Source organism: Pseudomonas sp. KUIN-1, from assembly GCF_009176725.1.
GTDB classification, from domain to species: Bacteria; Pseudomonadota; Gammaproteobacteria; order Pseudomonadales; family Pseudomonadaceae; genus Aquipseudomonas; species Aquipseudomonas fragariae.
Window position 1 is genome coordinate 4,125,103 of record NZ_AP020337.1, and the last position, 21,758, is coordinate 4,146,860.

Consider the following 21,758-nt stretch of genomic DNA (forward strand, 5'->3'; position numbering starts at 1 on the left):
AGGCAACCCTGTTTGCGCCATCTCGTTGCGACGACTTATTTGCCGAAGATATCGAAGTCGAAATACTTGTCCTGGATAGCCTTGTACTTGCCGTTGGCGCGGATCGCGGCGATGGCGGCGTTGAGACGGTCAAGGTTTGCCTTGTCGCCCTTGCGCACGGCAATGCCGATGCCGTCACCGAAGTATTTCGGATCGAAGAACGACGGGCCTACGAACGCATAGCCTTTGCCAGCATCGGTTTTCAGGAAGCCGTCCTGCAACAGCGTGGCGTCGGCGATAGTACCGTCAAGGCGCCCTGCACTGACGTCCAGATAGATTTCGTTCTGCGAACCGTACGGCGTCACTTCGACACCCTGCGGGGCCAGCACTTCACGGGCGAAACGCTCGTGAATCGTGCCACGCTGTACGCCGATCTTCTTGCCCTTGAGTTCAGCCAGGCTGTCGCTGACCGTAGTGCCGTCCTTCATCACCAGACGCGCCGGTGAATTGTAATACTTGCCGGTGAAGTCCACGGACTTCTTGCGGTCGTCGGTGATGGACATCGACGACAGGATCGCATCGATCTTGCGCACTTTCAGCGCCGGAATAAGCCCGTCGAATTCCTGCTCGACCCAGGTGCACTTGACCTTCATTTCTTCACACAGCGCATTGCCGATGTCGTAATCAAAGCCGACGATGCTGCCATCCGGGGCCTTGGACGCGAACGGAGGGTAAGCCGCTTCGATACCGATTTTCAGTGGTTTTTCATCAGCAAAGATCGGCTGGGCGAGCATGGACAACGCCATCGCGCCAATAAGCATGAGCTTTTTCATTTCCAGGGACTCCATCGGTAAAGCACGACAAATGGCAAAGTGAGCAAGCGCCCAATGTGCGAAAGGACAATCTCGGGGAGGAGCGACGCTGGATGCGTGACACCGCGCTGGCGGTTCACAGCCCTCCGGCGAATGAGAGGCATTTTAACGACAGGCTCAAAGTCGATATTTCTTCAATGCGACAACTAGTTACAGAAGCACCTGAAAACCCGCTACACGGTATTGACGGGACCTGTTTCTGCTGATCCAGCAACGCAGACTTAACCTGTCATAACAGCAAAAAGTGCGCCCATTATTGGCAAACCCTTTTAATCCGGCAAGCCCGGCGTGCCACATGGCGGTTTTAAAGCCCTGCTGCGTCGTACTTTCCTACACAGAAAGCCCGGACATGTCCCACAACGAAGCACCGCGCGACAACACCGTGTAAACCGGTAACAACCCGATATATATCCCGTTTCTCGCTTAGCCCCTGGAAACAAAAGCGCCCCGATCGGCTCTCACCGAACGGGGCGCTTCAGTCACAGGAACGCTCAGGCAGCGTTCATGGTCTTGTGCGTATCGATCAGATGCTGCACCACGCCCGGGTCGGCCAGGGTGGAGATGTCACCCAGCGCATCGTACTCGGCAGTCGCAATCTTGCGCAGGATACGGCGCATGATCTTGCCCGAACGGGTCTTCGGCAGGCCGGGCGCCCACTGAATGAAGTCAGGCGAGGCAATAGGGCCAATCTCCTTGCGTACCCAGTTGCGCAATTCAGTGCGCAGCGCGTCACTCGGCTCTTCACCGCCGTTGAGGGTCACATAGACGTAGATGCCCTGCCCCTTCAGGTCATGCGGCACACCGACCACAGCAGCCTCGGCGACTTTCGGGTGCGCAACCATCGCGCTTTCGATTTCAGCCGTGCCCATGCGGTGGCCGGAAACGTTGAGCACGTCGTCCACACGCCCGGTGATCCAGAAATAACCGTCCTCGTCACGACGGGCACCGTCACCGGTGAAGTACATGCCGCGGAACGTCTTGAAGTAGGTGTCGACGAAACGGTCGTGATCGCCGTACAGCGAGCGCGACTGGCCCGGCCACGAATCGAGGATCACCAGGTTGCCCTCGGCAGCGCCCTCGATGAGGTTGCCCAGGTTGTCCACCAGCGCCGGAATCACGCCGAAGAACGGACGTGTCGCCGAGCCCGGCTTAAGGGCGGTCGCACCTGGCAACGGGCTGATCAGAATGCCACCGGTTTCGGTCTGCCACCAGGTATCGACGATCGGGCAGTTCTGCTTGCCGACTGTGTTGTAGTACCAGGCCCAGGCTTCCGGGTTGATCGGCTCGCCCACCGAACCCAGCAGGCGCAGGCTGGAACCGTCGGCACCTTCAACGGACTTGGTGCCTTCAGCCATCATGGCGCGAATCGCGGTCGGCGCGGTATAGAGGATATTGACCTTGTGCTTGTCGATGATCTTCGACACGCGGGTGATGTCCGGATAGTTCGGCACGCCTTCGAACAGCAGCGTGGTCGCACCGTTGGCCAGAGGCCCGTAGACAATGTAACTGTGCCCGGTGACCCAGCCGACGTCGGCGGTGCACCAGTAAACTTCACCCGGCCGGTAGTCGAACACGCGTTCGTGGGTCAGCGCGGCATACAGCAGGTAACCTGCGGTGGTGTGCAACACGCCCTTGGGTTTACCGGTCGAGCCCGAGGTGTAGAGAATGAACAGCGACTCTTCGGCGCCCATCTCTTTCGGCGCGCAGGTGCTGGACGCCACTTCCAGAAGCGAGTGGTACCAGATATCACGGTGACGGTTCCATTCGATCTCGCCCCCGGTGCGCTTGCAGACGATAACCTTCTGCACGCTGCTGGTTTCCGGGTTGGTCAGGGCGCGGTCGACGTTGGCCTTGAGCGCAGTCTTCTTGCCGCCACGCAGACCTTCGTCAGCAGTGATGACCACTTTGGAACTGCAATCGATGATCCGGCCAGCCAGTGCTTCGGGCGAGAAACCGCCGAACACCACCGAGTGAATCGCACCGATCCGGGCGCATGCCAGCATGGCGACCACAGCTTCGGGGATCATCGGCATGTAGATCGTCACGACGTCGCCACGGTGCACATCCTGGCCACGCAGGGCGTTGGCGAACTTGCACACTTCGGCGTGCAGTTCGCGGTAGGTGATTTCCCGGTGCTCGGAAGGGTCGTCGCCCTCCCAGATGATGGCGATGCTGTCGCCGCGTTCTTCCAGATGGCGATCCAGGCAGTTGTAGGCAACGTTCAGCGTGCCGTCGGCGAACCATTTGATATCGACACGGTGATCATCGAACGAGGTCTGTTTGACCACACTGAAAGGTTTGATCCAGTCGAGGCGCTGAGCCTGTTCACGCCAGAAACCATCAGGGTTGACCACCGACTGCTGGTACATGGCCTTGTAGGTCGCTTCATCCGTCAGCGTAGTCGCTGCGACTTCTGGGCGGACGGGGTACAGGGAAGCTGCACTCATCTTGGTTACCTCGGTGGATAGTTGTTGTTTTATGCCCCTGTTGTATCCCGCCCCACCCGCAGGGGCCATTCGACGTTGGTATTACCGGGCGGGGCCGGAGCCGGAGCCGGAGCCGCAAGCCGCAAGCATGAAGCTTGAAGCATGAAGCTTGAAGCTTGAAGCTTGAAGCTTGAAGCTTGCAGCTTGCAGCTGCCCTCAAGATTATTACCATTTTGATAAAAGCGCTTATCCAAAGTCTTTATATATGCGCTGTCACAACAGGCATAGAATTCGATCCGCCAACAAGGCAGACATCAACTGCCCCCACGCAGTGTTGTTCCAACTCGAAAAACGTATCAGACCGCCTGAGCCCATGACGTCAAAAACGTGATGCGACGGCGCTCACTTTGAAAAAGGTAAACGACAATGAAAGTTTTATTAGTGGCATTGGCCCTGTGCGGCGTCAGTAGTCTGGCCATGGCCGAAGAATCGCAGACCAAAGTGGCTGCGCAACAGGCGCGTGTCGAGCAATATACCTACGGCACTCATCTGGATATCGCTCGGGTTATTTCCATCAGCCAGATACCCAATGTCTGCGAAGTGGTCCCGGCGCGCATGGTGTATGAAGATTCGCAGGGCGCACGCCACACCATGGGCTATCAGGTGATGGGCAACGGCTGCAGCAACGGTTGAGGCTTCTTGCCGTTGCAACCTGTGCACGACGCCTCGCAGCTATAGCCTCGCCGCTATATAAGGTGCGAGGCGCATGCACGAAGTGGGTGACGGAACTATCAATGAGCGAGTTATTTATCCGTTGAATGCGGATCTGATTCGCGCCCCACTTCATAGTCGCGCAACTTGTTGGCAATTGTTGTATGAGACACTCCCAGGCGTTTGCCTAATTGGCGACTGCTGGGATATTGCGCATAGAGTTGTTCCAGCACCGACTTTTCAAAGCGCCCGATAATAGCGCCCAGCCCGCCCTCCAGCGACACCTCACTCAACCCCTGTCGCATGCCGTAGTCCGGCAAACGAATATGCTCGGCCTGCACCTTGCCGCCGTCACACAGCGATACGGCCTGAAACAATACATTTTCCAATTGCCGCACATTACCGGGCCAGTGGTACTGACCAAGGCGTTTGATGGCCGCAGGTGATATGCCGGGCAGCGCACAGCCGATCTGCCGGCTGGCCTGATCGAGAAAATGCTCCACCAGCGGCTCAAGACCGTCCAGACAGTCGCGCAGTGGTGGTATATGCAGTGAAAGCACGTTAAGGCGATGATAAAGGTCCTGCCTGAACATGCCCTTGGCGCACAGCTCCGAGAGATCGACCTGGGTCGAACACATCACCCGCACATCGAGAAACATGTCCTCGTCGCTGCCGACCCGGCGAAAACTGCCGTCCTGAATGAAGCGCAGCAGCTTGGCCTGCATGCGGGCACTCAGCTCACCCACGCCATCGAGAAACAGCGTGCCGCCCGCGGTCAGCTCCAATAGCCCCAGCCGCCCTTCCGCACGCGCACCTTCGAACGCGCCGGGGTCATAGCCGAACAGCTCGATCTCGGCCATCGACTCCGACAACCCGGCGCAGTTGAGCGCCATCAGCGGTGACTGGCCGCGCGGGCTGGCCAGGTGGCAGGCGCGGGCCAGCAATTCCTTGCCGGTGCCGGTCTCACCCTCGATCAGCAGCGGCGCATCGAGGGGCGCCATGCGCCGCGCCTCGCGAACCACAGCGGCCATGACCTTCGAGCTCTGAAAGATACTGTCGAAGCCGCGCAACTCCTGCTTGCGCACATGGTAGATGCGCTCGCCGACCCGATCAGCGCGGTGCAGCGTCAGCACGGCCCCGGCCATGGCCTCGCTGTCGTCATGCTCCGATTGCAGGGGCGCGATATCGGCAAGAAACACATCGCCGCATACCTTGACCCGCAGGCCGTTGATCCGCGACTGGCTGGCGCGCACCAGTTCAGGCAGGTCGAAATCTTCGGCGTAACGCGACAAGGGCATGCCCGGCACTTCATCGACCCGCACACCCAGCAATTGCGCAGCGGCACGATTGGCCGCAACTATCGCCCCGCCCATGTCGATGGACAACACCGGGAATTCCAGCGCGCCGAGCAAGGCATTGAGCTCCATGTGCCGGCGCTCGCTGGGCATCAGCCCGACACGCTTGACGCCGAATACCCCGGTGATCGCCTCGAACTTCGGGCGCAGGGCCTGGAACTGCAGGTTGATCAGGTTCGGGCAATGCAGATAGATCGCATCACCGTGCTCGCCCCCCACTTCACCGCGCGCCACGTTGACGCCGTAAGCCACCAGCAGGTCGAGAATGTCGCGAAGAATGCCGATGCGGTTCTGGCAGTGCACCTTGATGCGCATGAGTCGTTGCCCCTGTGAGGGTAGTTTTTTATGAGGCGGCAAAATTAATGTCAACAATACGTTACGCACGCACGCTTCGCGAGCGGCAGGAGGACTGATTTCAGGCCTCACCCACCGTGATCGTAAACTTTTCGTTACGAACCAGTGATCAAACCCTCGCACGGCCCTGCTCACCGCCGCTGACGCGCCCTCGAAACCGGGTTATTCCTGAACACAGGCTTTTACAAGAACACTTTAAAAACAGCAGCCTTTCGAGGACATCAGCATGGCCCAGACGCTTTACGTGGCACGCGAGCCGGACGCTTCGGGTTTCATCGATTACACGGCGGACGAACATGCGGTATGGAACACCCTGATCACCCGGCAGATGGAGATCATCGAAGGGCGTGCCTGCCAGGAGTATCTGGACGGCATCGAGCAACTGGGCCTGCCGCTTGATCGCATTCCTCAGTTAGGCGAAATCAACAAGGTTCTGGGCGCGACCACGGGCTGGCAGGTCGAGCGAGTGCCTGCGCTGATCCCCTTCCAGAGGTTTTTTGAACTGCTGGCCAGCAAGCGTTTTCCGGTGGCGACGTTCATCCGTAGCGCAGAAGAACTGGACTACCTGCAAGAACCGGACATCTTTCATGAAATATTTGGCCACTGCCCGCTGCTGACCAATCCGTGGTTTGCCGAATTCACCCATACCTACGGCAAACTCGGCCTGAGCGCGAGCAAGGAACAACGCGTGTACCTGGCCCGGCTGTACTGGATGACCATCGAGTTCGGCCTGGTCGATACACCACAAGGGCGGAAAATCTACGGCGGCGGCATCCTTTCTTCACCGAAGGAAGCGCTGTACAGCTTGTCGTCAGCCCCCGAACACCAGCCTTTCGATGCGCTTGAAGCGATGCGCACGCCTTATCGCATCGACATTCTGCAACCGCTGTACTTTGTCCTGCCGGATCTGAAGCGCCTGTTCGACCTGGCGCAGCAGGACATCATGGCGCTGGTCGGGCAAGGCATGCAGTTGGGCTTGCACGCACCCAAATTTCCACCTAAAACCAAAAGCCACGCCGCCTGACACTCGGCCAGCTCTCCGAAAAGGACTCTCTGGTTATGACCACCTTGAATCAAGCTCACTGTGAAGCCTGCCGTGCCGATGCGCCGCAGGTCAGCGAAGCCGAATTGCCGGAACTGCTCAAGCAGATCCCGGACTGGAACATCGAGGTCCGCGACGCGGTGATGCAGCTGGAAAAAGTCTTTCTGTTCAAGAATTTCAAATGGGCGCTGGCGTTCACCAACGCAGTGGGTGAGATTGCCGAAGCGGAAGGCCATCATCCCGGCCTGCTGACTGAGTGGGGCAAGGTGACCGTGACCTGGTGGAGCCACTCGATCAAGGGCCTGCACCGCAACGACTTCATCATGGCGGCGCGCACTGATGAAGTGGCCAAGGGCGCAGAAGGCCGAAAATAAAATGATTGGTGGGCCATGGACCTTGCCAGAGCGGTCCGGCCCAATGAAATCAAGCTGCTCAGCACCTCGCAAGGTGAAAAGCCGGACAGTAAAAACGCGATTTTGTTTCACGATCAGGGCAATCAGGGTAAAAAAATATCCTGATTGTCATTTTCAGTGGGTTATCCTGCGCAGGCTTTTTAAAGCACGGTTCTATCTGCAACCCCTTGCGAGGAGCGACGACGATGCATGAAATCCCTAACTTCCCACCAGGCCAACAGGAACCACAACAGTCGACTCTGGCTCAGAAAGAGCTTGGTCAACCTGTCGCAATGAAAGCAGCACCCTCGGCTCAAGACAGCCAGAAAGCCGGAAGCAAAGACTGAAGGCGATTGTTTTCAGGCGTATCGAAAAACGGTTTTGCCGGTTTTCAATACGCCTGGAAAACCAGCAACAGGCAAACAGCAGATTTTTATGAGCGACTTCACTGAAACCCAAGCCAGCGCCCTGATTGGCACCGCCGAGAAAATGATCGAGATCTGGTCACGCCTCAGCCCGGAAAAACAGAGCGCCCTGCTCGCCCGTTTCGGTACTCAGGAAAACGCCTTGGCCGCTCTCGTGACCACACACCTTGTGGCCCCCAGGGACAAATAGCCCCTCCATTCAGGTTTATTTCAATCTGTTGCACCTGCATCGCCCGATGCATCGGTATGATGAGCACTTCGAGAGCTTGCTAAGGGTTTTCCCTGCCCGCTCGAACGCCATGCCCGCAAAAGAACGAAAGCCCGCCCCATGTCCGAGACACAGCAAAACACACCGCAAACCCCGATGGCCGTTACCCTGACCGTCGTGTCCATCGTGATGTTCACCTTTATCGGCTACCTGAACATCGGCATTCCCCTCGCCGTTCTGCCCGGCTATGTCCACAGTGATCTGGGCTTTGGTGCAGTCATCGCCGGGCTGGTCATCAGCGTGCAATACCTGGCCACGCTGATCAGTCGGCCCTGGTCGAGTCGCATCATCGACAATCTGGGCAGCAAGAAAGCTGTGCAGATCGGGCTGACCGGTTGCGGGCTGAGCGGTGTGTTCATGCTGGTGCCGGTGTGGCTGGACAGCTGGCCGATGGCGAGCCTGGTGATTCTGCTGATTGGCCGGGTGATCCTCGGTGCTGCGGAAAGCCTGGTCGGTTCTGGTTCGATTGGCTGGGGCATCGGCCGGGTCGGCGCACAGAACACCGCCAAGGTCATTTCCTGGAATGGCATCGCCAGCTACGGCGCGCTGGCCATCGGTGCGCCACTGGGCGTGTGGATGGTTGACGAACTCGGCCTGTGGACAGTGGGCGTGAGCATCATGCTGCTGTGCGGGCTGGGCCTGTACCTGACCTGGCATAAAGAGCCGGCGCCTATTGTGCAGGGTGAGCGACTGCCATTCATGCATGTGCTGGGGCGAGTGTTTCCGCATGGCATGGGCCTGGCATTGGGCGGTATCGGTTTCGGCACTATCGCGACGTTCATCACCCTGTATTACGCGAGCAACCACTGGCCGAATGCCGCGCTGTGCCTGACGCTGTTTGGTGGCAGTTTCATCGCCGCGCGCCTGCTGTTCGGCAACCTGATCAATCGCCTGGGCGGCTTTCGAGTGGCGATTGTCTGCATGTCCGTGGAAAGCCTGGGGCTGTTGCTGCTGTGGCTGGCACCTACTCCGGACCTGGCACTGGCTGGCGCGGCGCTGACCGGCTTCGGATTCTCGCTGGTGTTCCCGGCGCTGGGCGTGGAAGCGGTCAATCTGGTCCCGGCGTCGAGCCGAGGCGCGGCAGTGGGCGCCTACTCGCTGTTCATCGACCTGTCACTGGGCATCACCGGTCCACTGGCAGGCGCCATTGCCGCCGGCTTCGGCTTCGTCTCGATCTTCCTGTTCGCGGCACTGGCGTCACTCACCGGGCTGGCGTTGAGCGTTTATCTGTACAAACAGGCGCAGGTGCTGCGCCAGTAATGATCGGTGCTCATAGTCATACAGGTCCTGAAGAGCCCGAAAAGCGGAGTTTTCAGGCTGCTGCCCGCAGGGCGTAGGAGCGAACTTGTTCGCGAAGACATTGTTTTGAACGCAAAATCTTCCGCGACGGTACGGGCCCTTTCGCGAACAAGTTCGCTCCTACGTTCGAGCGTGGGAACGGGGCTTTTGTAGGAGCGAACTTGTTCGCGAAGGCATTGTTTTGAACGCCAAATCTTCCGCGACGGTACGAGCCCTTTCGCGAACAAGTTCGCTCCTACGTTCGAGCGTGGGAACGGGGCTTTTCTAGGAACGAACTTGTTCGCGAAGGCATTGTTTTGAACGCCAAATCTTCCGCGACTGTACGGGCCCTTTCGCGAACAAGTTCGCTCCTACGTTCGAGCGTGGGAACGGGGCTTTTGTAGGAGCGAACTTGTTCGCGAAGGCATTGTTTTGAACGCCAAATTTTCTGCGACTGTACGGGCCCTTTCGCGAACAAGTTCGCTCCTACGTTCGAGCGTGGGAACGGGGCTTTTCTAGGAGCGAACTTGTTCGCGAAGGCATTGTTTTGAACGCCAGATCTTCCGCGACGGTACGAGCCCTTTCGCGAACAAGTTCGCTCCTACGTTCGAGCGTGGGAACGGGGGCTTTTGTAGGAGCGAACTTGTTCGCGAAGACATTGTTTTGAACGCTAAATCTTCTGCGACGGTACGGGCCCTTTCGCGAACAAGTTCGCTCCTACGTTCGAGCGTGGGAACGGGGCTTTTGTAGGAGCGAACTTGTTCGCGAAGGCATTGTTTTGAACGCCAGATCTTCCGCGACGGTACGAGCCCTTTCGCGAACAAGTTCGCTCCTACGTTCGAGCGTGGGAACGGGGCTTTTGTAGGAGCGAACTTGTTCGCGAAGACATTGTTTTGAACGCCAAAATTTCTGCGACTGTACGGGCCCTTTCGCGAACAAGTTCGCTCCCACGGCCTGCGGCCAGAATCAAGCGTAGACTTTTGTATAGCGCTGAGCACTGCGTGGCACGAGACTGAAAAACACCTCAGAAATCCACTTTCCCGCGTCCGGCCTTGATCGAGCCACGTTTGCTCTTGGACTCCAGGCGCCGGGTCTTGGAGCCGAGGGTCGGGCGTGTCGGGCGGCGTTTCTTTTCGACCTTGGCCGCGTTGACGATCAGCTCGCTCAGGCGCAGCAAGGCATCGGCACGGTTCTGCTCCTGGGTTCGATACTGCTGAGCCTTGAGCACAATTACGCCGTCGCTGGTGATCCGGCTGTCACTCAACGCCAGCAGCCGCGCCTTGTAGAACGGCGGCAGCGACGAGGCGTTGATGTCGAAACGCAAATGCACGGCGCTGGAGACCTTGTTGACGTTCTGCCCACCCGCGCCCTGGGCACGGATAGCGGTCAACTCGATCTCGGCGTCGGGCAGATGAACGTTGTTGGAAATCACCAGCATCGGGGTCTCTTCTTCTCGGAAACAGACAAGGCTATTTGCCAGACTCGGCAGGCACGACAACGCTACGCCTGTTTTTGGCCCGGTAACAGACCCACATCACCGCCAGCCACACCGGGATCGCATACACCGAGATCTGGATGCCGGGGATCATCAGCATGATGCCGAGGATGAACACCACGAAGGCCAGGCACACATAGTTGCCATAGGGATACCACAGCGCCTTGAACAGCGGCACTTGTGCGGTGCGGTTCATGTGCTGGCGGAATTTCAGGTGCGAGTAGCTGATCATCGCCCAGTTGATCACCAGCGTGGCCACCACCAGCGACATCAACAGTTCCAGCGCCTGCTGCGGCACGAAATAATTGAGCAGCACCGCGACCAGTGTCACCGCGGCAGAGGCGAAGATAGCCTTGACCGGCACCCCGCGTTTGTCGACCTGGGCCAGCGCCCTGGGCGCATCACCCTGCTCGGCCATGCCCACCAGCATGCGGCTGTTGCAATAGGTGCCGCTGTTGTAGACCGACAGCGCTGCCGTCAGCACCACAAAGTTGAGGATGTGCGCCGCCGTGTCGCTACCCAGCATCGAGAACACCTGCACGAACGGGCTGCCGCTGTAGGAATCGCCAGACGCATTCAGGCTGGCCAGCAGGCTGTCCCACGGCGTCAGTGACAACAGGACCACCAGCGCGCCGATGTAGAAAATCAGGATGCGGTAGATGACCTGGTTGATCGCCTTGGGAATTACGGTCTTCGGCTGTTCGGCTTCGGCAGCAGTGAAACCGAGCATTTCCAGGCCGCCGAAGGAGAACATGATGATTGCCAGCGCCATCACCAAACCGCTGACACCATTGGGAAAGAATCCGCCATGCTCCCAGAGGTTGCTGACCGAGGCCTGCGGGCCACCGCTACCGCTGACCAGCATGTAGCTGCCCAACGCAATCATGCCGATGATCGCCACCACCTTGATGATCGCGAACCAGAATTCGGTCTCGCCGAAGACCTTGACGTTGGTCAGGTTGATGGCATTGATCAGCACGAAGAAGGCTGCCGCGGATACCCAGCCCGGGATGTCCGGCAACCAGTAATGGATGTATTTGCCGACGGCAGTCAGCTCGGACATGCCGACCAGGATGTACAGCAGCCAGCAATTCCAGCCCGACAGAAACCCGGCGAAACCGCCCCAGTAGTTGTGGGCGAAGTGGCTGAACGAGCCGGCGACCGGCTCTTCGACGATCATCTCGCCCAACTGGCGCATGATCATGAAAGCGATGAAGCCACAGATGGCATAACCGAGAATCATCGACGGCCCGGCTGATTTCAGCACGCCCGCCGAACCGAGAAACAGGCCTGTCCCGATGGCACCGCCCAAGGCGATCAACTGGATGTGTCGATTCTTCAGGCCACGTTTCAGTTCGCCCGAGGGTGAGGTTGTTTCACTCATTCAATAGCCACCTGATCGATCGTGTTCTGTGACGGAATAGAACCTGTTGCGCTCGTGGCGCAACAGAATTGCAGCGTTCGAGGCGGATGGCCCGGAGCGTTGAACAGCACTGTTTCACAGAAAAAAGCGCAGCATTGTACACGTGCATCCCGGCTGAGGTTCAAAACAGGGGGGTCGAGGTGCCGCGGCTGTGTGACCGCACTTTTCAGAGCGCCGAAAACGACAACGCCAGCCCTGTGGACTGGCGCTGCCATTCATTCACACCGCGCGATCACTCGGGCTTGCGACGACCGAAGCCCGGACGCTGACCTGAACCTGCCGGTGGGCCACGACGCTTGCCTGACGGCGCATCATCGTTGACCAGCTTGATGCCGACACGCTTGGGGCCCGGCTTGGCCGGACGCTTGTTCATGTCGCTCGGACGCTCGGCGACCGGCGTGCCACGGCTGTTGTCGGCCGGACGCGGCGCGCGCGAACCGGGCTTGCCCGAATCCTTGCGCGGCGAAGGACGCTGAGTCGAATCGCCACCGCGCGGGCGATCACGCTCGCTGCCGGTGATTTGTGGCTGACGCGGTGCGCGCTCGCCGCCGGTCGCCGGAGCACCAGCAGCCGGACGCAAGGTGCGAACGCGCTCGCCTTTGCCCAGAGGGCGCGACGATTGACGCTGCAGACGCTCCATCTTGTCCTTGGTCTTGGCATTCATCTGCGGCTGGGCCACAGGTTGCAGACCGACTTCAGCGGCCAGAATATCGACTTCGTACTGGCTCATTTCGCGCCAGCGACCCATCGGCAGGTCGGAGTTGAGGAACACCGGCCCGTAACGCACGCGCTTCAGGCGGCTGACCACCAGCCCCTGGGATTCCCAGAGACGACGTACTTCGCGGTTGCGGCCTTCCATCACCACGCAGTGATACCAGTGGTTGAAGCCTTCGCCGCCCGGTGCCTGCTGGATATCGGTGAAGCGCGCAGGACCGTCTTCGAGAATCACACCGTTCTTGAGGCGCAGCAGCATGTCGTCATCGACTTCGCCACGCACGCGAACCGCGTATTCACGGTCCATTTCAAACGACGGGTGCATCAGGCGGTTGGCGAGTTCACCGTCGGTGGTGAACATCAGCAGGCCGGTGGTATTGATGTCGAGACGACCGATGTTGATCCAGCGGCCTTCTTTCGGGCGCGGCAGACGATCAAACACGGTCGGACGGCCTTCAGGGTCGTCACGGGTGCAGATTTCACCATCGGGCTTGTTGTACATGATGACGCGACGGACCGTTTCGGCCGCTTCTTCGCGCTTGATGACGCGACCATCGACACTGATGGCGTCATGCAGGTCGACGCGTTGACCGAGGGTCGCGTCCTTGCCGTTGACCTTGATACGGCCTTGGGTAATCCAGGCTTCCACGTCGCGGCGTGAACCCACGCCAATGCGCGCCAGAACCTTCTGCAGCTTTTCGCCTGCGGGTCCGATTTCCTGGCTGTCCTGCTTGTCTTTTTCACTCATCTGGGCACCTCCCGGTGTGTCGAATCAGGGCTGGCCGAGAACCGGCAAGACCTGTGCCCGGCGCGCTGTGGATAGCGGCAAGGCGAAATACTTGAAAGCCCGGGCGACACTTGATCGCCGAGGGTCGGCCATCATACGCCCCTGCGCCGGTTTACGCATCCGGCGTCAGCGGCAAATGCCCGGATCACTTCTTCTTTTTACGACCGGCGGTCTTGAGCTTCGCCAGCCGCTTGGCAGACTCATCGAGCACCGTGCGTTTGTCGTCCTTGTCGAGCTTCTTCCAGGACTTGATTTCGCGCTTGCTGCGGCCGCATCCCAGACAAATGTCATCATCGAACTTGCACAGGCTGATGCAGGGGTTCTTGGTCGAACTCATGGGCAGCGAATCTCGTGGCGAGTGGTATCAGATGTGACCCTGGGCTGGCGTATGAATTCGACCGAAGTGCATCGGGCGTTGGCAGGGCAGTTCTGATTGTCGTTCCGCACGCTCCAGGACGAGGTATCAAGAGGACGCAGATCGCTCATGGCTACATACAGGTCTTGTGGGAGCGAGCTTGCTCGCGAAAGGGCCCTTACAGAATCCGAAAATAGCGAGCCTGCACCATCGCCTTCGCGAGCAAGCTCGCTCCCACGAGACTTGTGTATCACGCTGAACGCTTCAGCGTGGGAGCGCTAGTCAATCAGACCTCATCGTCGCCTTTGTCGTCTTCAGGCTCTGGCTCCGCGCGTAGCAGGTCATCGAAGTCGGTCTTGAGGCCCTGCTCCATCGAGTCCAGTTCCACCAGCAGGCTGCGGAAGCTGGTTTCGTCACGCGGGGCTTCGGGCTCTGCGTCCGGGTCGAGGCTGGCGTCGGCCAGGGCTTGCAGGTGCGCAGGCACCGGCGCCTCTTCGAAATCCAGCACTGGCTCGGTTTCCATTTCGCGCAGGTCGGCCAGCGGCGGAAGTTCGTCGAGGCTTTTGAGGTTGAAGTGGTCGAGAAAGCCCTTGGTGGTCGCGAACATGGCCGGTTTGCCGGGCACATCACGGTAGCCCACCACGCGAATCCACTCGCGCTCGAGCAGGGTCTTGACGATGTGGCTGTTGACCGCGACACCGCGCACATCTTCGATCTCGCCCCGCGTGATCGGCTGGCGGTAGGCGATCAGCGCGAGGGTTTCCAGCATGGCCCGGGAGTAACGCTGCGGCCGCTCTTCCCACAACCGCCCGACCCACGGCGAAAAGCGGTCACGAATCTGCAGACGATAACCCGACGCCACTTCCTTGAGCTCGAAGGCGCGCCCGTCACAGGACTTGCGCAGCACCTCGAGTGCCTTTTTGAACACCGGAGGTTCAGGGCGCTCGCCTTCCTCGAACAGCTCATACAGCCGCTCCAGCGTCTGCGGTTTTCCGGAGGCCAGCAGAAATGCTTCAAGCAACGGGGCCAGTTCGCGAGGTTCGTTGAGATTCATGGGTGTGTTTTAGCTCTACTCGGCTCGCGCCCGGACATGGATCGCCGCAAAGGGCTCGTTTTGGACCAGCTCGACAAGGGACTCCTTGACCAGCTCAAGCACCGCCATAAACGTCACGACCACACCCAGACGCCCTTCTTCGGCAGTGAACAGCTCGGCGAACGGCACAAAACCGCCGCCCTTGAGACGTTCCAGCACATCGCTCATGCGCTCGCGGGTGGACAGTGCCTCGCGGCTGACCTGGTGGCTTTCGAACATGTCGCCGCGGTGCAGCACTTCGGCCATCGACATCAGCACTTCTTCGAGACTGACATCCGGCAGCAACTTGCGTGCACGGGCTTCTGGAGCGTCCAGTTTTGGCACGATGACATCGCGCCCCACCCGGCTCAGGCCATCGATGCCCTCGGCGGCCGCCTTGAAGCGCTCGTATTCCTGCAAGCGGCGAATCAGCTCGGCGCGCGGATCGCCTTCTTCCTCTTCGACTTCCGCCGAACGCGGCAACAGCATGCGCGATTTGATCTCGGCCAGCATGGCGGCCATGACCAGATACTCGGCAGCCAGCTCCAGCCGCACGGTTTTCATCAGCTCGACGTAACCCATGTACTGCTTGGTGATCTCGGCCACGGGAATATCGAGGATGTCGATGTTCTGTTTACGGATCAGGTACAGCAGCAGGTCGAGCGGCCCTTCGAACGCTTCGAGAAAAACCTCCAGCGCGTCGGGCGGGATGTACAGGTCCAGCGGCATCTGCGTGACAGCACGCCCATAGACCAGCGCGAACGGCAGTTCCTGCTGGGCGTCTGCCTGGCTGTCCACCGACTCGACGGCTGTCATCAGGCGCGTTCACCGAAAGGCGTCGGATCACCGCAACCAACCCGAACGATCTGGGGTTCACCCTCAGCCAGGTTAATGACCGTGGACGCCGAAATACCGCCGATCCCGCCATCGATGATCAGGTCGACCTGATGCTCGAGAACCTGGCGCATCTCATAGGGATCGCTGAGGGGCACGCTGTCGCCCGGCATGATCAGGCTGACGCTCATCAGCGGCTCGCCCAATTGCTCCAGCAGGGCCTGGGCGATGGGATGGCTTGGCACACGCAGGCCGATGGTGCGGCGCTTGGGGTGCAGCACCAGACGCGGCACCTCGCGGGTGGCGTTGAGAATGAAGGTGTATGGCCCTGGCGTGTGCGCCTTCAGTGCGCGGAACGCGCCGGTGTCGACCTTGGCAAACAGCCCCAGTTGCGACAGATCACAGCACATCAGGGTGAAGTTGTGCTTGTCGTCCAGCTGGCGCAGGCGGCGGATACGCTCGATGGCGCTCTTGTCACCGATCTGGCAACCCAGTGCATAGGACGAATCTGTCGGGTACACCACCAGCCCGCCGGCCTTGATGATTTCAGCGGCCTGTTTGATCAGGCGCGGCTGCGGGTTTTCCGGATGGACCTGGAAAAATTGACTCACGATTACTTCCTGTTCAGACGGAGGCAGTAGGCTGTTCATGTTTGAATCTGCACCACAAAGGCGGTAGATCTTCAGGCACGGGGCGATAAGTGCCGATTTCGCCCCAGGTGCCAGGACCGTGGAAGTCGCTGCCGGCGGAAACCAGCAGACCGAACTCGCGGGCAAGGATGGCCAGGGTGCCGACCTGATCGGCAGGCTGCATGCCATTGACCACTTCTATGGCGTGCCCACCGGCCTGGACGAAATCGCCGACCAGTTTACGCCGTTTACTGCGGGTAAAGTCATAATGTGAAGGATGTGCGAGGCTGACCCATGCACCCGACGCCCGCAAGGTGGCTACCGTGTCTTCCAGCGTCGGCCAGTGCTGTTTCACATCGCCCAGTTTGCCCGCGCCCAGCCATTTGCGAAATGCCTCGGCGCGATCCTTGACGAAGCCCGAGCGCACCATGAAGTCGGCAAAGTGCGGACGCGCAGGCGCATTACCGCTGTCACCCAGCTCCTGCTGAATCGCGCGCGCGCCTTCCAGCGCCCCTGGCATACCTTTGATCGCCAGTTTGCGGCTGATTTCTTCCGCACGCAGCCAGCGTCCTTCGTGCAAACGGCTGATGGCTTCGGTCAGCGCCGGGGCCCGGGTATCGAATCCGTACCCCAGAATATGAATGGTCGCCCCGCCCCAGGTGCAGGACAGCTCCACCCCGTTGACCAGTTGCATACCCAATGAATGCGCGGCCGCACGGGCCTCTTCAAGCCCTTCGAGGGTGTCGTGGTCGGTCAGCGAAAGGACGCGCACGCCGTTTTCATGAGCACGCGCAACCAGTGCCGTGGGCGAGAGCGCCCCGTCGGAAGCGGTGCTGTGGCAGTGCAGGTCTACATTCATAGTGATGCTTTCGTGTTCATTGATGTTTGTTATTATGCCGCCACATCCTGCTTCTGGCTGCCATTGTGAAACAATTCATCGACTTCATCCCGCTGCTGCTGTTTTTCATCGTTTACAAAACCGAGCCGCGCGCCGTGGATATCCTCGGCAATACCTATATGGTAGGCGGCATTTTCAGTGCAACGGCGATGCTGATCATCAGTTCGGTGGTGGTCTACGGCATTCTCTACGTCAAACAGCGCAAGCTGGAAAAAAGCCAGTGGCTCACCCTGGTGGCGTGCCTGGTGTTCGGCAGCCTGACCCTGGCCTTCCACAGCGAAACCTTCCTTAAATGGAAAGCACCGGTGGTCAACTGGCTGTTTGCAGTCGCCTTCGCCGGCAGTCATTTCATCGGCGACCGTCCGCTTATCCAGCGCATCATGGGTCATGCACTGACCCTGCCGGCGGCGATCTGGACGCGGCTCAACATCGCCTGGATCATATTCTTCCTGTTCTGTGGCGCAGCCAACCTGTATGTGGCGTTCACTTATCAGGAATTCTGGGTCGACTTCAAAGTATTCGGCAGTCTGGGCATGACCCTGATCTTCCTGGTCGGCCAGGGGATCTACCTGTCACGCCACCTGCATGACACCACTCCCAATACGCCCAAATCCGAGGACTGACATGCTCTACGCAATCATCGCCACCGACGTCGAAAACTCGCTGGAAAAACGCCTCAGCGTTCGCCCGGCACACCTGGAGCGCCTCAACGCGCTCAAGGATGAAGGCCGTCTGGTGCTGGCCGGTCCACACCCGGCAGTCGACAGTAACGACCCGGGCGCTGCCGGTTTCAGCGGCAGCCTGATCGTTGCCGAGTTCGAATCGCAAAGCGCCGCCAAGGCGTGGGCCGAAGCCGATCCGTTCGTGGCCGCAGGCGTCTACGCCAACGTCGTGGTCAAGCCGTTCAAGCAGGTTATGCCCTGAGCCTGCCCGACCGACTTCTTAACAGCTCTGCTTTCTGATCGAGGCAGAGTCACGCTGCACCCCGGTAGTGGCCAATTGAGTGAGTCATGAGCGAGCTGTTACTAATTGATGATGATCAGGAGCTGTGCGAGCTGCTGAGCAGTTGGCTGAGCCAGGAAGGCTTTCAGGTACGCGCCTGTCACGACGGGAACAGCGCGCGCAAGGCATTGGCCGACGCTGCCCCGGCGGCCGTGGTGCTGGACGTGATGCTGCCCGATGGCAGTGGTCTGGAATTGCTCAAGCAATTACGCGCCGAACACCCTGACCTGCCGGTGGTCATGCTCTCGGCACGCGGCGAGCCGCTGGACCGTATTCTGGGTCTGGAGCTGGGCGCTGACGACTACCTGGCAAAGCCCTGCGACCCTCGCGAACTCACCGCCCGCCTGCGCGCCGTGCTGCGCCGCAGCCATCCGGTGGCGTCGTCCAGCCAGCTCGAACTGGGCGACCTGACTTTCAGCCCGATGCGCGGCGTGGTCAGTGTCGACGAGAAGGAACTGACCCTCACCGTGTCCGAAAGCCGTTTGCTGGAAGCGCTGATGCGCCAGCCCGGCGAGCCGTTGGACAAGCAGGAACTGGCGCAACTGGCCCTGGGCCGCAAACTGACCCTGTACGACCGCAGTCTGGACATGCACGTCAGCAACCTGCGCAAGAAAATCGGCCCGCACGCCGACGGCCGCCCGCGCATCGTCGCACTGCGCAGCCGCGGCTATTATTATGCTCTTTGAGCAGCTGCAAGCTACAAGCAGAGCGCTTCTGGCTTGAAGCTTGAAGCTGACAACTTGCAGCTGCCCCTTACACAAGCTTTACCAAGCGCTGACTGCGCTTGACCTTGATCTCCCTAGACTGGGCTCATCGGCATCGAGCCGCACTAGAGACAAGGAGATACACAATGCGCAAGACCCTGATCGCTTTGATGTTTGCCACTGCCCTGCCGACCATTGCCATGGCTGCACCACCAGCACCACCTGCCGGTGGCCCGGATGCTGACGGACCTGCCATGCACATGGATCGCGATGACCGCGGCCCAGGCCCTGGCCCACGTATGGATCGCGGCCCTGGCCCGATGGGACCGATGGCTGAGCTGGACCTGACACGTGAACAGCGTCAGCAGATCGAACGCCTGATGCGCGAGCAAAAGCATGAGCGCCGCGAAATCACTCAAAGCTACCTGGAAAAAATGCCTGCTGCCGACCAGAAAGCAATGCACGACGAAATCGAAGCCAAACGCTCCAAGACCGACAGCGAAGTTCGTGCACTGCTGAGGCCTGACCAGCAGAAGCTGTTTGACGAAATCAAGAAGAAAGAAGATGAGCGTCGCGCCGAATGGGCCGAGTTCAAGGCCTGGAAAGCGGCAAAAGCAGCAAAAACGCTGTAACCATCAGGCCTCGCGGCCCGGTGAGTTGAACACAACCCGGCATGCGCGCGCATGCCGGGCTTTTTTACTGAGACCGAGGAAATCCCGTGCGTTCATTGTTCTGGCGAATCCTGGCCAGCTTCTGGCTGGCCATCGCTCTGGTAGGCGGCCTGTCGGTGCTCATGGGGCATATGCTCAATCAGGATGCGTGGATCCTCAGTCGTCATCCGGTGCTCAACTCGTTGCCCGAACAGTGGACGCAACGCTTCGAGGACAAGGGCGCGGATAACGCTCAGGAATTTCTTCAGGACATCAAACGACGCAATCGTATCGACACGCAAGTGCTCAGCGACAGCGGCGAGCCGATGGTGCGCGGCACCTTCCCGCCCCGCGCCGCAGCCCTGGAAGCGCGGCAGCGGGAAGACGACGATCAGGGGCGCAAACTGCCCTGGCGCCGCCTGGCCACCGAGTACAGCAGCCCGAAGACCGGCGAAACCTACCTGTTTATCTACCGCGTTCCGCACCCGGAGCTCGACGAGTGGCACCGTCAGAGTCTGATGTGGCCGTTGAGCGCGCTGGGCATTGCCCTGGTGGTGCTGACCCTGTTCAGCCTGTTCGTGACGCTGTCGATTACCCGACCGCTGAGCCGCCTGCGCGGCGCAGTGTACGACCTGGGGCAAACCAGCTATCAACAGCACAGCCTCGGACAGCTGGCCAACCGCCGTGACGAATTCGGCGTGCTGGCCAAGGACTTCAACCGCATGGGTGCGCGCCTGCAAAGCCTGATTGGCAGCCAGCGCCAGTTGCTGCGCGATGTGTCTCATGAACTGCGCTCACCGCTGGCCCGGTTGCGCATCGCTCTGGCGCTGGCGGAACGCGCGGAGCCTGCCGAGCGTGAAAAGCTCTGGCCACGGCTGGGTCGTGAATGTGACCGGCTGGAGGCGTTGATCAGCGAGATTCTGGCCCTCGCACGCCTCGACGCCGAGCTTCGTGGCCCTGAGCCCGTCGACATCGAAGCCCTGCTGCAGCGCCTGAAGAGTGACACACAGCTGGACGGTGTCGACCAGAATATTCGCGTCGAGGTGCAGGACAACCTGCAGTTCAAAGGCTGGCCGGACATGATCGAACGTGCGCTGGACAACCTGCTGCGCAACGCGTTGCGCTTCAACCCGAGCGGCCAGAGCATCGATCTGCAGGCAACGCTGGTGGGCGATCACATCCGTCTGAGCGTTCGTGATCATGGCCCGGGGGTTGCCGACGAACACCTGACACAACTGGGAGAGCCGTTTTACCGCGCCCCCGGCCAGACCACGCCGGGTCACGGTCTGGGGCTGGCGATCGCCAAACGCGCAGCGGAACGACATGGCGGCACTCTGATGTTGGGCAATCACCCGGACGGCGGGTTTATCGCCACGCTGGATCTGCCCAGAGAGCCGCTCGGTTCATCGTCGGTCTGATCAGCCCTGCCACTCGCTGACAAACCCGCCCGTATCGACTTTTGGTGCTTCGCGCGGCGGGTTCAGCGGGGTGCCCAGATACAGAAAGCCGAGCACTTCTTCGCCGGCTTCAAGGCCGAAGCCTTTGGCTACCTGCGGCGCATAGGACAGCTCGCCAGTCCTCCAGACCGCACCGATACCCAGTGCATAAGCTGCCAGCAACACACCATGGGCGGCGCATCCGGCGGTGATCCGTTGTTCTGAGTGCGGGACTTTGAAGTGGTCCTGCAAGCGCGCGATCACGACCACCACCAAGGGTGCGCGAAACGGGCCAAGACGGGCCTTTTCCAGCGCCTGCGGGGTAACTTCTGCGCCACTCTCCTGCAGCGCCTGCGCCAGCATCTCGCCCATGCGCTCACGGGCCGCGCCTTCGACCGTCAGAAAACGATACGGCTTGAGCTGTCCATGATCCGGGGCGCGCAATGCGGCACCGAACAGGATTTCCCGCTGCGCAGCGTCCGGGGCCGGGTCGACCAGTCGTGGAACCGATACACGATTGAGCAAAACGTCGAGCGCCTGCATGGACTGTCTCCTTGAAAAGTGATCGAGCATTCTAGAGCCTGTTTAGCGTCAATAACGAGTGCGACGGACAATTCGTTACCTCTGCGCTTGCAGCCGGTCCTCGGCCGCGCCGGT

General features: G+C 60.0%; 22 protein-coding genes. 10 read left to right on the plus strand and 12 right to left on the minus strand.

Features of this window, described 5'->3' with window-relative positions; all coding sequences use genetic code 11:
• Nucleotides 1-35 precede the first annotated feature (35 nt).
• The gene (locus tag KUIN1_RS18400) at nt 36-812 is read right to left on the minus strand and encodes an ABC transporter substrate-binding protein (protein ID WP_152092163.1); all 777 of its coding nucleotides are present in this window, start codon (nt 810-812) and stop codon (nt 36-38) included.
• Between the two features lie 530 nt (nt 813-1,342).
• Complete coding sequence (gene acs, locus KUIN1_RS18405) at nt 1,343-3,298, minus strand: acetate--CoA ligase (RefSeq protein WP_011268519.1); 1,956 nt, start codon at nt 3,296-3,298, stop codon at nt 1,343-1,345.
• A 405-nt stretch (nt 3,299-3,703) separates the two neighbouring features.
• On the opposite strand from acs, the gene KUIN1_RS18410 reads away from it, so the two are divergent.
• Entirely contained in the window at nt 3,704-3,970 is a 267-nt protein-coding gene (locus tag KUIN1_RS18410; protein ID WP_024639107.1) for a DUF2790 domain-containing protein, read from the plus strand.
• A gap of 110 nt (nt 3,971-4,080) precedes the next feature.
• Here KUIN1_RS18410 and KUIN1_RS18415 read toward each other — a convergent pair whose 3' ends face one another.
• A complete protein-coding gene (locus KUIN1_RS18415) occupies nt 4,081-5,658 on the minus strand; it encodes a sigma-54-dependent phenylalanine hydroxylase transcriptional regulator PhhR (protein ID WP_011268520.1) in 1,578 nt (525 codons plus the stop codon).
• 265 nt (nt 5,659-5,923) lie between these two features.
• Here KUIN1_RS18415 and phhA point away from each other — a divergent pair, with 265 nt between their 5' ends.
• The 4 genes from phhA to KUIN1_RS18435 all read left to right on the plus strand — a co-directional run bounded on the left by phhA (nt 5,924) and on the right by KUIN1_RS18435 (nt 9,084).
• Nucleotides 5,924-6,721: a phenylalanine 4-monooxygenase gene (gene phhA, locus KUIN1_RS18420; protein ID WP_152092164.1), complete on the plus strand. Its 798-nt coding sequence runs from the start codon at nt 5,924-5,926 to the stop codon at nt 6,719-6,721.
• A 35-nt stretch (nt 6,722-6,756) separates the two neighbouring features.
• On the plus strand, nt 6,757-7,113 hold the full coding sequence (locus KUIN1_RS18425) for a 4a-hydroxytetrahydrobiopterin dehydratase (protein WP_003342603.1): 357 nt from the start codon (nt 6,757-6,759) through the stop codon (nt 7,111-7,113).
• A gap of 453 nt (nt 7,114-7,566) precedes the next feature.
• Complete coding sequence (locus tag KUIN1_RS18430) at nt 7,567-7,746, plus strand: hypothetical protein (RefSeq protein WP_003314725.1); 180 nt, start codon at nt 7,567-7,569, stop codon at nt 7,744-7,746.
• 138 nt (nt 7,747-7,884) lie between these two features.
• Nucleotides 7,885-9,084 (plus strand): MFS transporter, encoded by a 1,200-nt coding sequence (locus tag KUIN1_RS18435; protein ID WP_024642710.1) that lies wholly within the window; start codon nt 7,885-7,887, stop codon nt 9,082-9,084.
• A gap of 1,042 nt (nt 9,085-10,126) precedes the next feature.
• On the opposite strand, the gene arfB is transcribed toward KUIN1_RS18435, so the two are convergent.
• The 8 genes from arfB to KUIN1_RS18495 all read right to left on the minus strand — a co-directional run bounded on the left by arfB (nt 10,127) and on the right by KUIN1_RS18495 (nt 17,270).
• Entirely contained in the window at nt 10,127-10,540 is a 414-nt protein-coding gene (arfB, locus tag KUIN1_RS18455; protein ID WP_116830300.1) for an alternative ribosome rescue aminoacyl-tRNA hydrolase ArfB, read from the minus strand.
• 31 nt (nt 10,541-10,571) lie between these two features.
• Nucleotides 10,572-11,981 carry an amino acid permease gene (locus KUIN1_RS18460; RefSeq protein ID WP_003404128.1) on the minus strand — a complete coding sequence of 470 codons (1,410 nt, stop codon included), beginning with the start codon at nt 11,979-11,981 and terminating at the stop codon, nt 10,572-10,574.
• Between the two features lie 271 nt (nt 11,982-12,252).
• Nucleotides 12,253-13,482: a 23S rRNA pseudouridine(2605) synthase RluB gene (gene rluB, locus KUIN1_RS18470; protein ID WP_003314721.1), complete on the minus strand. Its 1,230-nt coding sequence runs from the start codon at nt 13,480-13,482 to the stop codon at nt 12,253-12,255.
• Between the two features lie 184 nt (nt 13,483-13,666).
• Nucleotides 13,667-13,858 carry a DUF1289 domain-containing protein gene (locus tag KUIN1_RS18475; RefSeq protein WP_003314720.1) on the minus strand — a complete coding sequence of 64 codons (192 nt, stop codon included), beginning with the start codon at nt 13,856-13,858 and terminating at the stop codon, nt 13,667-13,669.
• 304 nt (nt 13,859-14,162) lie between these two features.
• Nucleotides 14,163-14,930 (minus strand): SMC-Scp complex subunit ScpB, encoded by a 768-nt coding sequence (scpB, locus tag KUIN1_RS18480; RefSeq protein WP_116830299.1) that lies wholly within the window; start codon nt 14,928-14,930, stop codon nt 14,163-14,165.
• Nucleotides 14,931-14,945: 15 nt separating this feature from the next.
• Entirely contained in the window at nt 14,946-15,644 is a 699-nt protein-coding gene (locus tag KUIN1_RS18485; RefSeq protein WP_170855934.1) for a segregation and condensation protein A, read from the minus strand.
• A gap of 119 nt (nt 15,645-15,763) precedes the next feature.
• On the minus strand, nt 15,764-16,393 hold the full coding sequence (locus KUIN1_RS18490) for an L-threonylcarbamoyladenylate synthase (RefSeq protein WP_003404133.1): 630 nt from the start codon (nt 16,391-16,393) through the stop codon (nt 15,764-15,766).
• A gap of 13 nt (nt 16,394-16,406) precedes the next feature.
• Entirely contained in the window at nt 16,407-17,270 is an 864-nt protein-coding gene (locus KUIN1_RS18495; RefSeq protein WP_003404134.1) for a PHP domain-containing protein, read from the minus strand.
• A 65-nt stretch (nt 17,271-17,335) separates the two neighbouring features.
• On the opposite strand from KUIN1_RS18495, the gene KUIN1_RS18500 reads away from it, so the two are divergent.
• The 5 genes from KUIN1_RS18500 to KUIN1_RS18520 all read left to right on the plus strand — a co-directional run bounded on the left by KUIN1_RS18500 (nt 17,336) and on the right by KUIN1_RS18520 (nt 21,083).
• The gene (locus KUIN1_RS18500) at nt 17,336-17,932 is read left to right on the plus strand and encodes a septation protein A (protein WP_011268525.1); all 597 of its coding nucleotides are present in this window, start codon (nt 17,336-17,338) and stop codon (nt 17,930-17,932) included.
• A 1-nt stretch (nt 17,933) separates the two neighbouring features.
• Nucleotides 17,934-18,233, plus strand: a complete 300-nt coding sequence (locus KUIN1_RS18505) for a YciI family protein (RefSeq protein WP_003404138.1) — start codon at nt 17,934-17,936, stop codon at nt 18,231-18,233.
• Nucleotides 18,234-18,319: 86 nt separating this feature from the next.
• Nucleotides 18,320-18,997: a response regulator transcription factor gene (locus tag KUIN1_RS18510; protein WP_003404140.1), complete on the plus strand. Its 678-nt coding sequence runs from the start codon at nt 18,320-18,322 to the stop codon at nt 18,995-18,997.
• Between the two features lie 164 nt (nt 18,998-19,161).
• The gene (locus KUIN1_RS18515) at nt 19,162-19,647 is read left to right on the plus strand and encodes a hypothetical protein (RefSeq protein WP_003404142.1); all 486 of its coding nucleotides are present in this window, start codon (nt 19,162-19,164) and stop codon (nt 19,645-19,647) included.
• Nucleotides 19,648-19,733: 86 nt separating this feature from the next.
• Nucleotides 19,734-21,083 carry a sensor histidine kinase gene (locus KUIN1_RS18520; RefSeq protein WP_011268526.1) on the plus strand — a complete coding sequence of 450 codons (1,350 nt, stop codon included), beginning with the start codon at nt 19,734-19,736 and terminating at the stop codon, nt 21,081-21,083.
• Here the strand turns inward: KUIN1_RS18520 and KUIN1_RS18525 are convergent, their stop codons facing one another.
• A complete protein-coding gene (locus KUIN1_RS18525; protein ID WP_003404145.1) occupies nt 21,084-21,644 on the minus strand; it encodes a nitroreductase family protein in 561 nt (186 codons plus the stop codon).
• Nucleotides 21,645-21,758 lie beyond the last annotated feature (114 nt).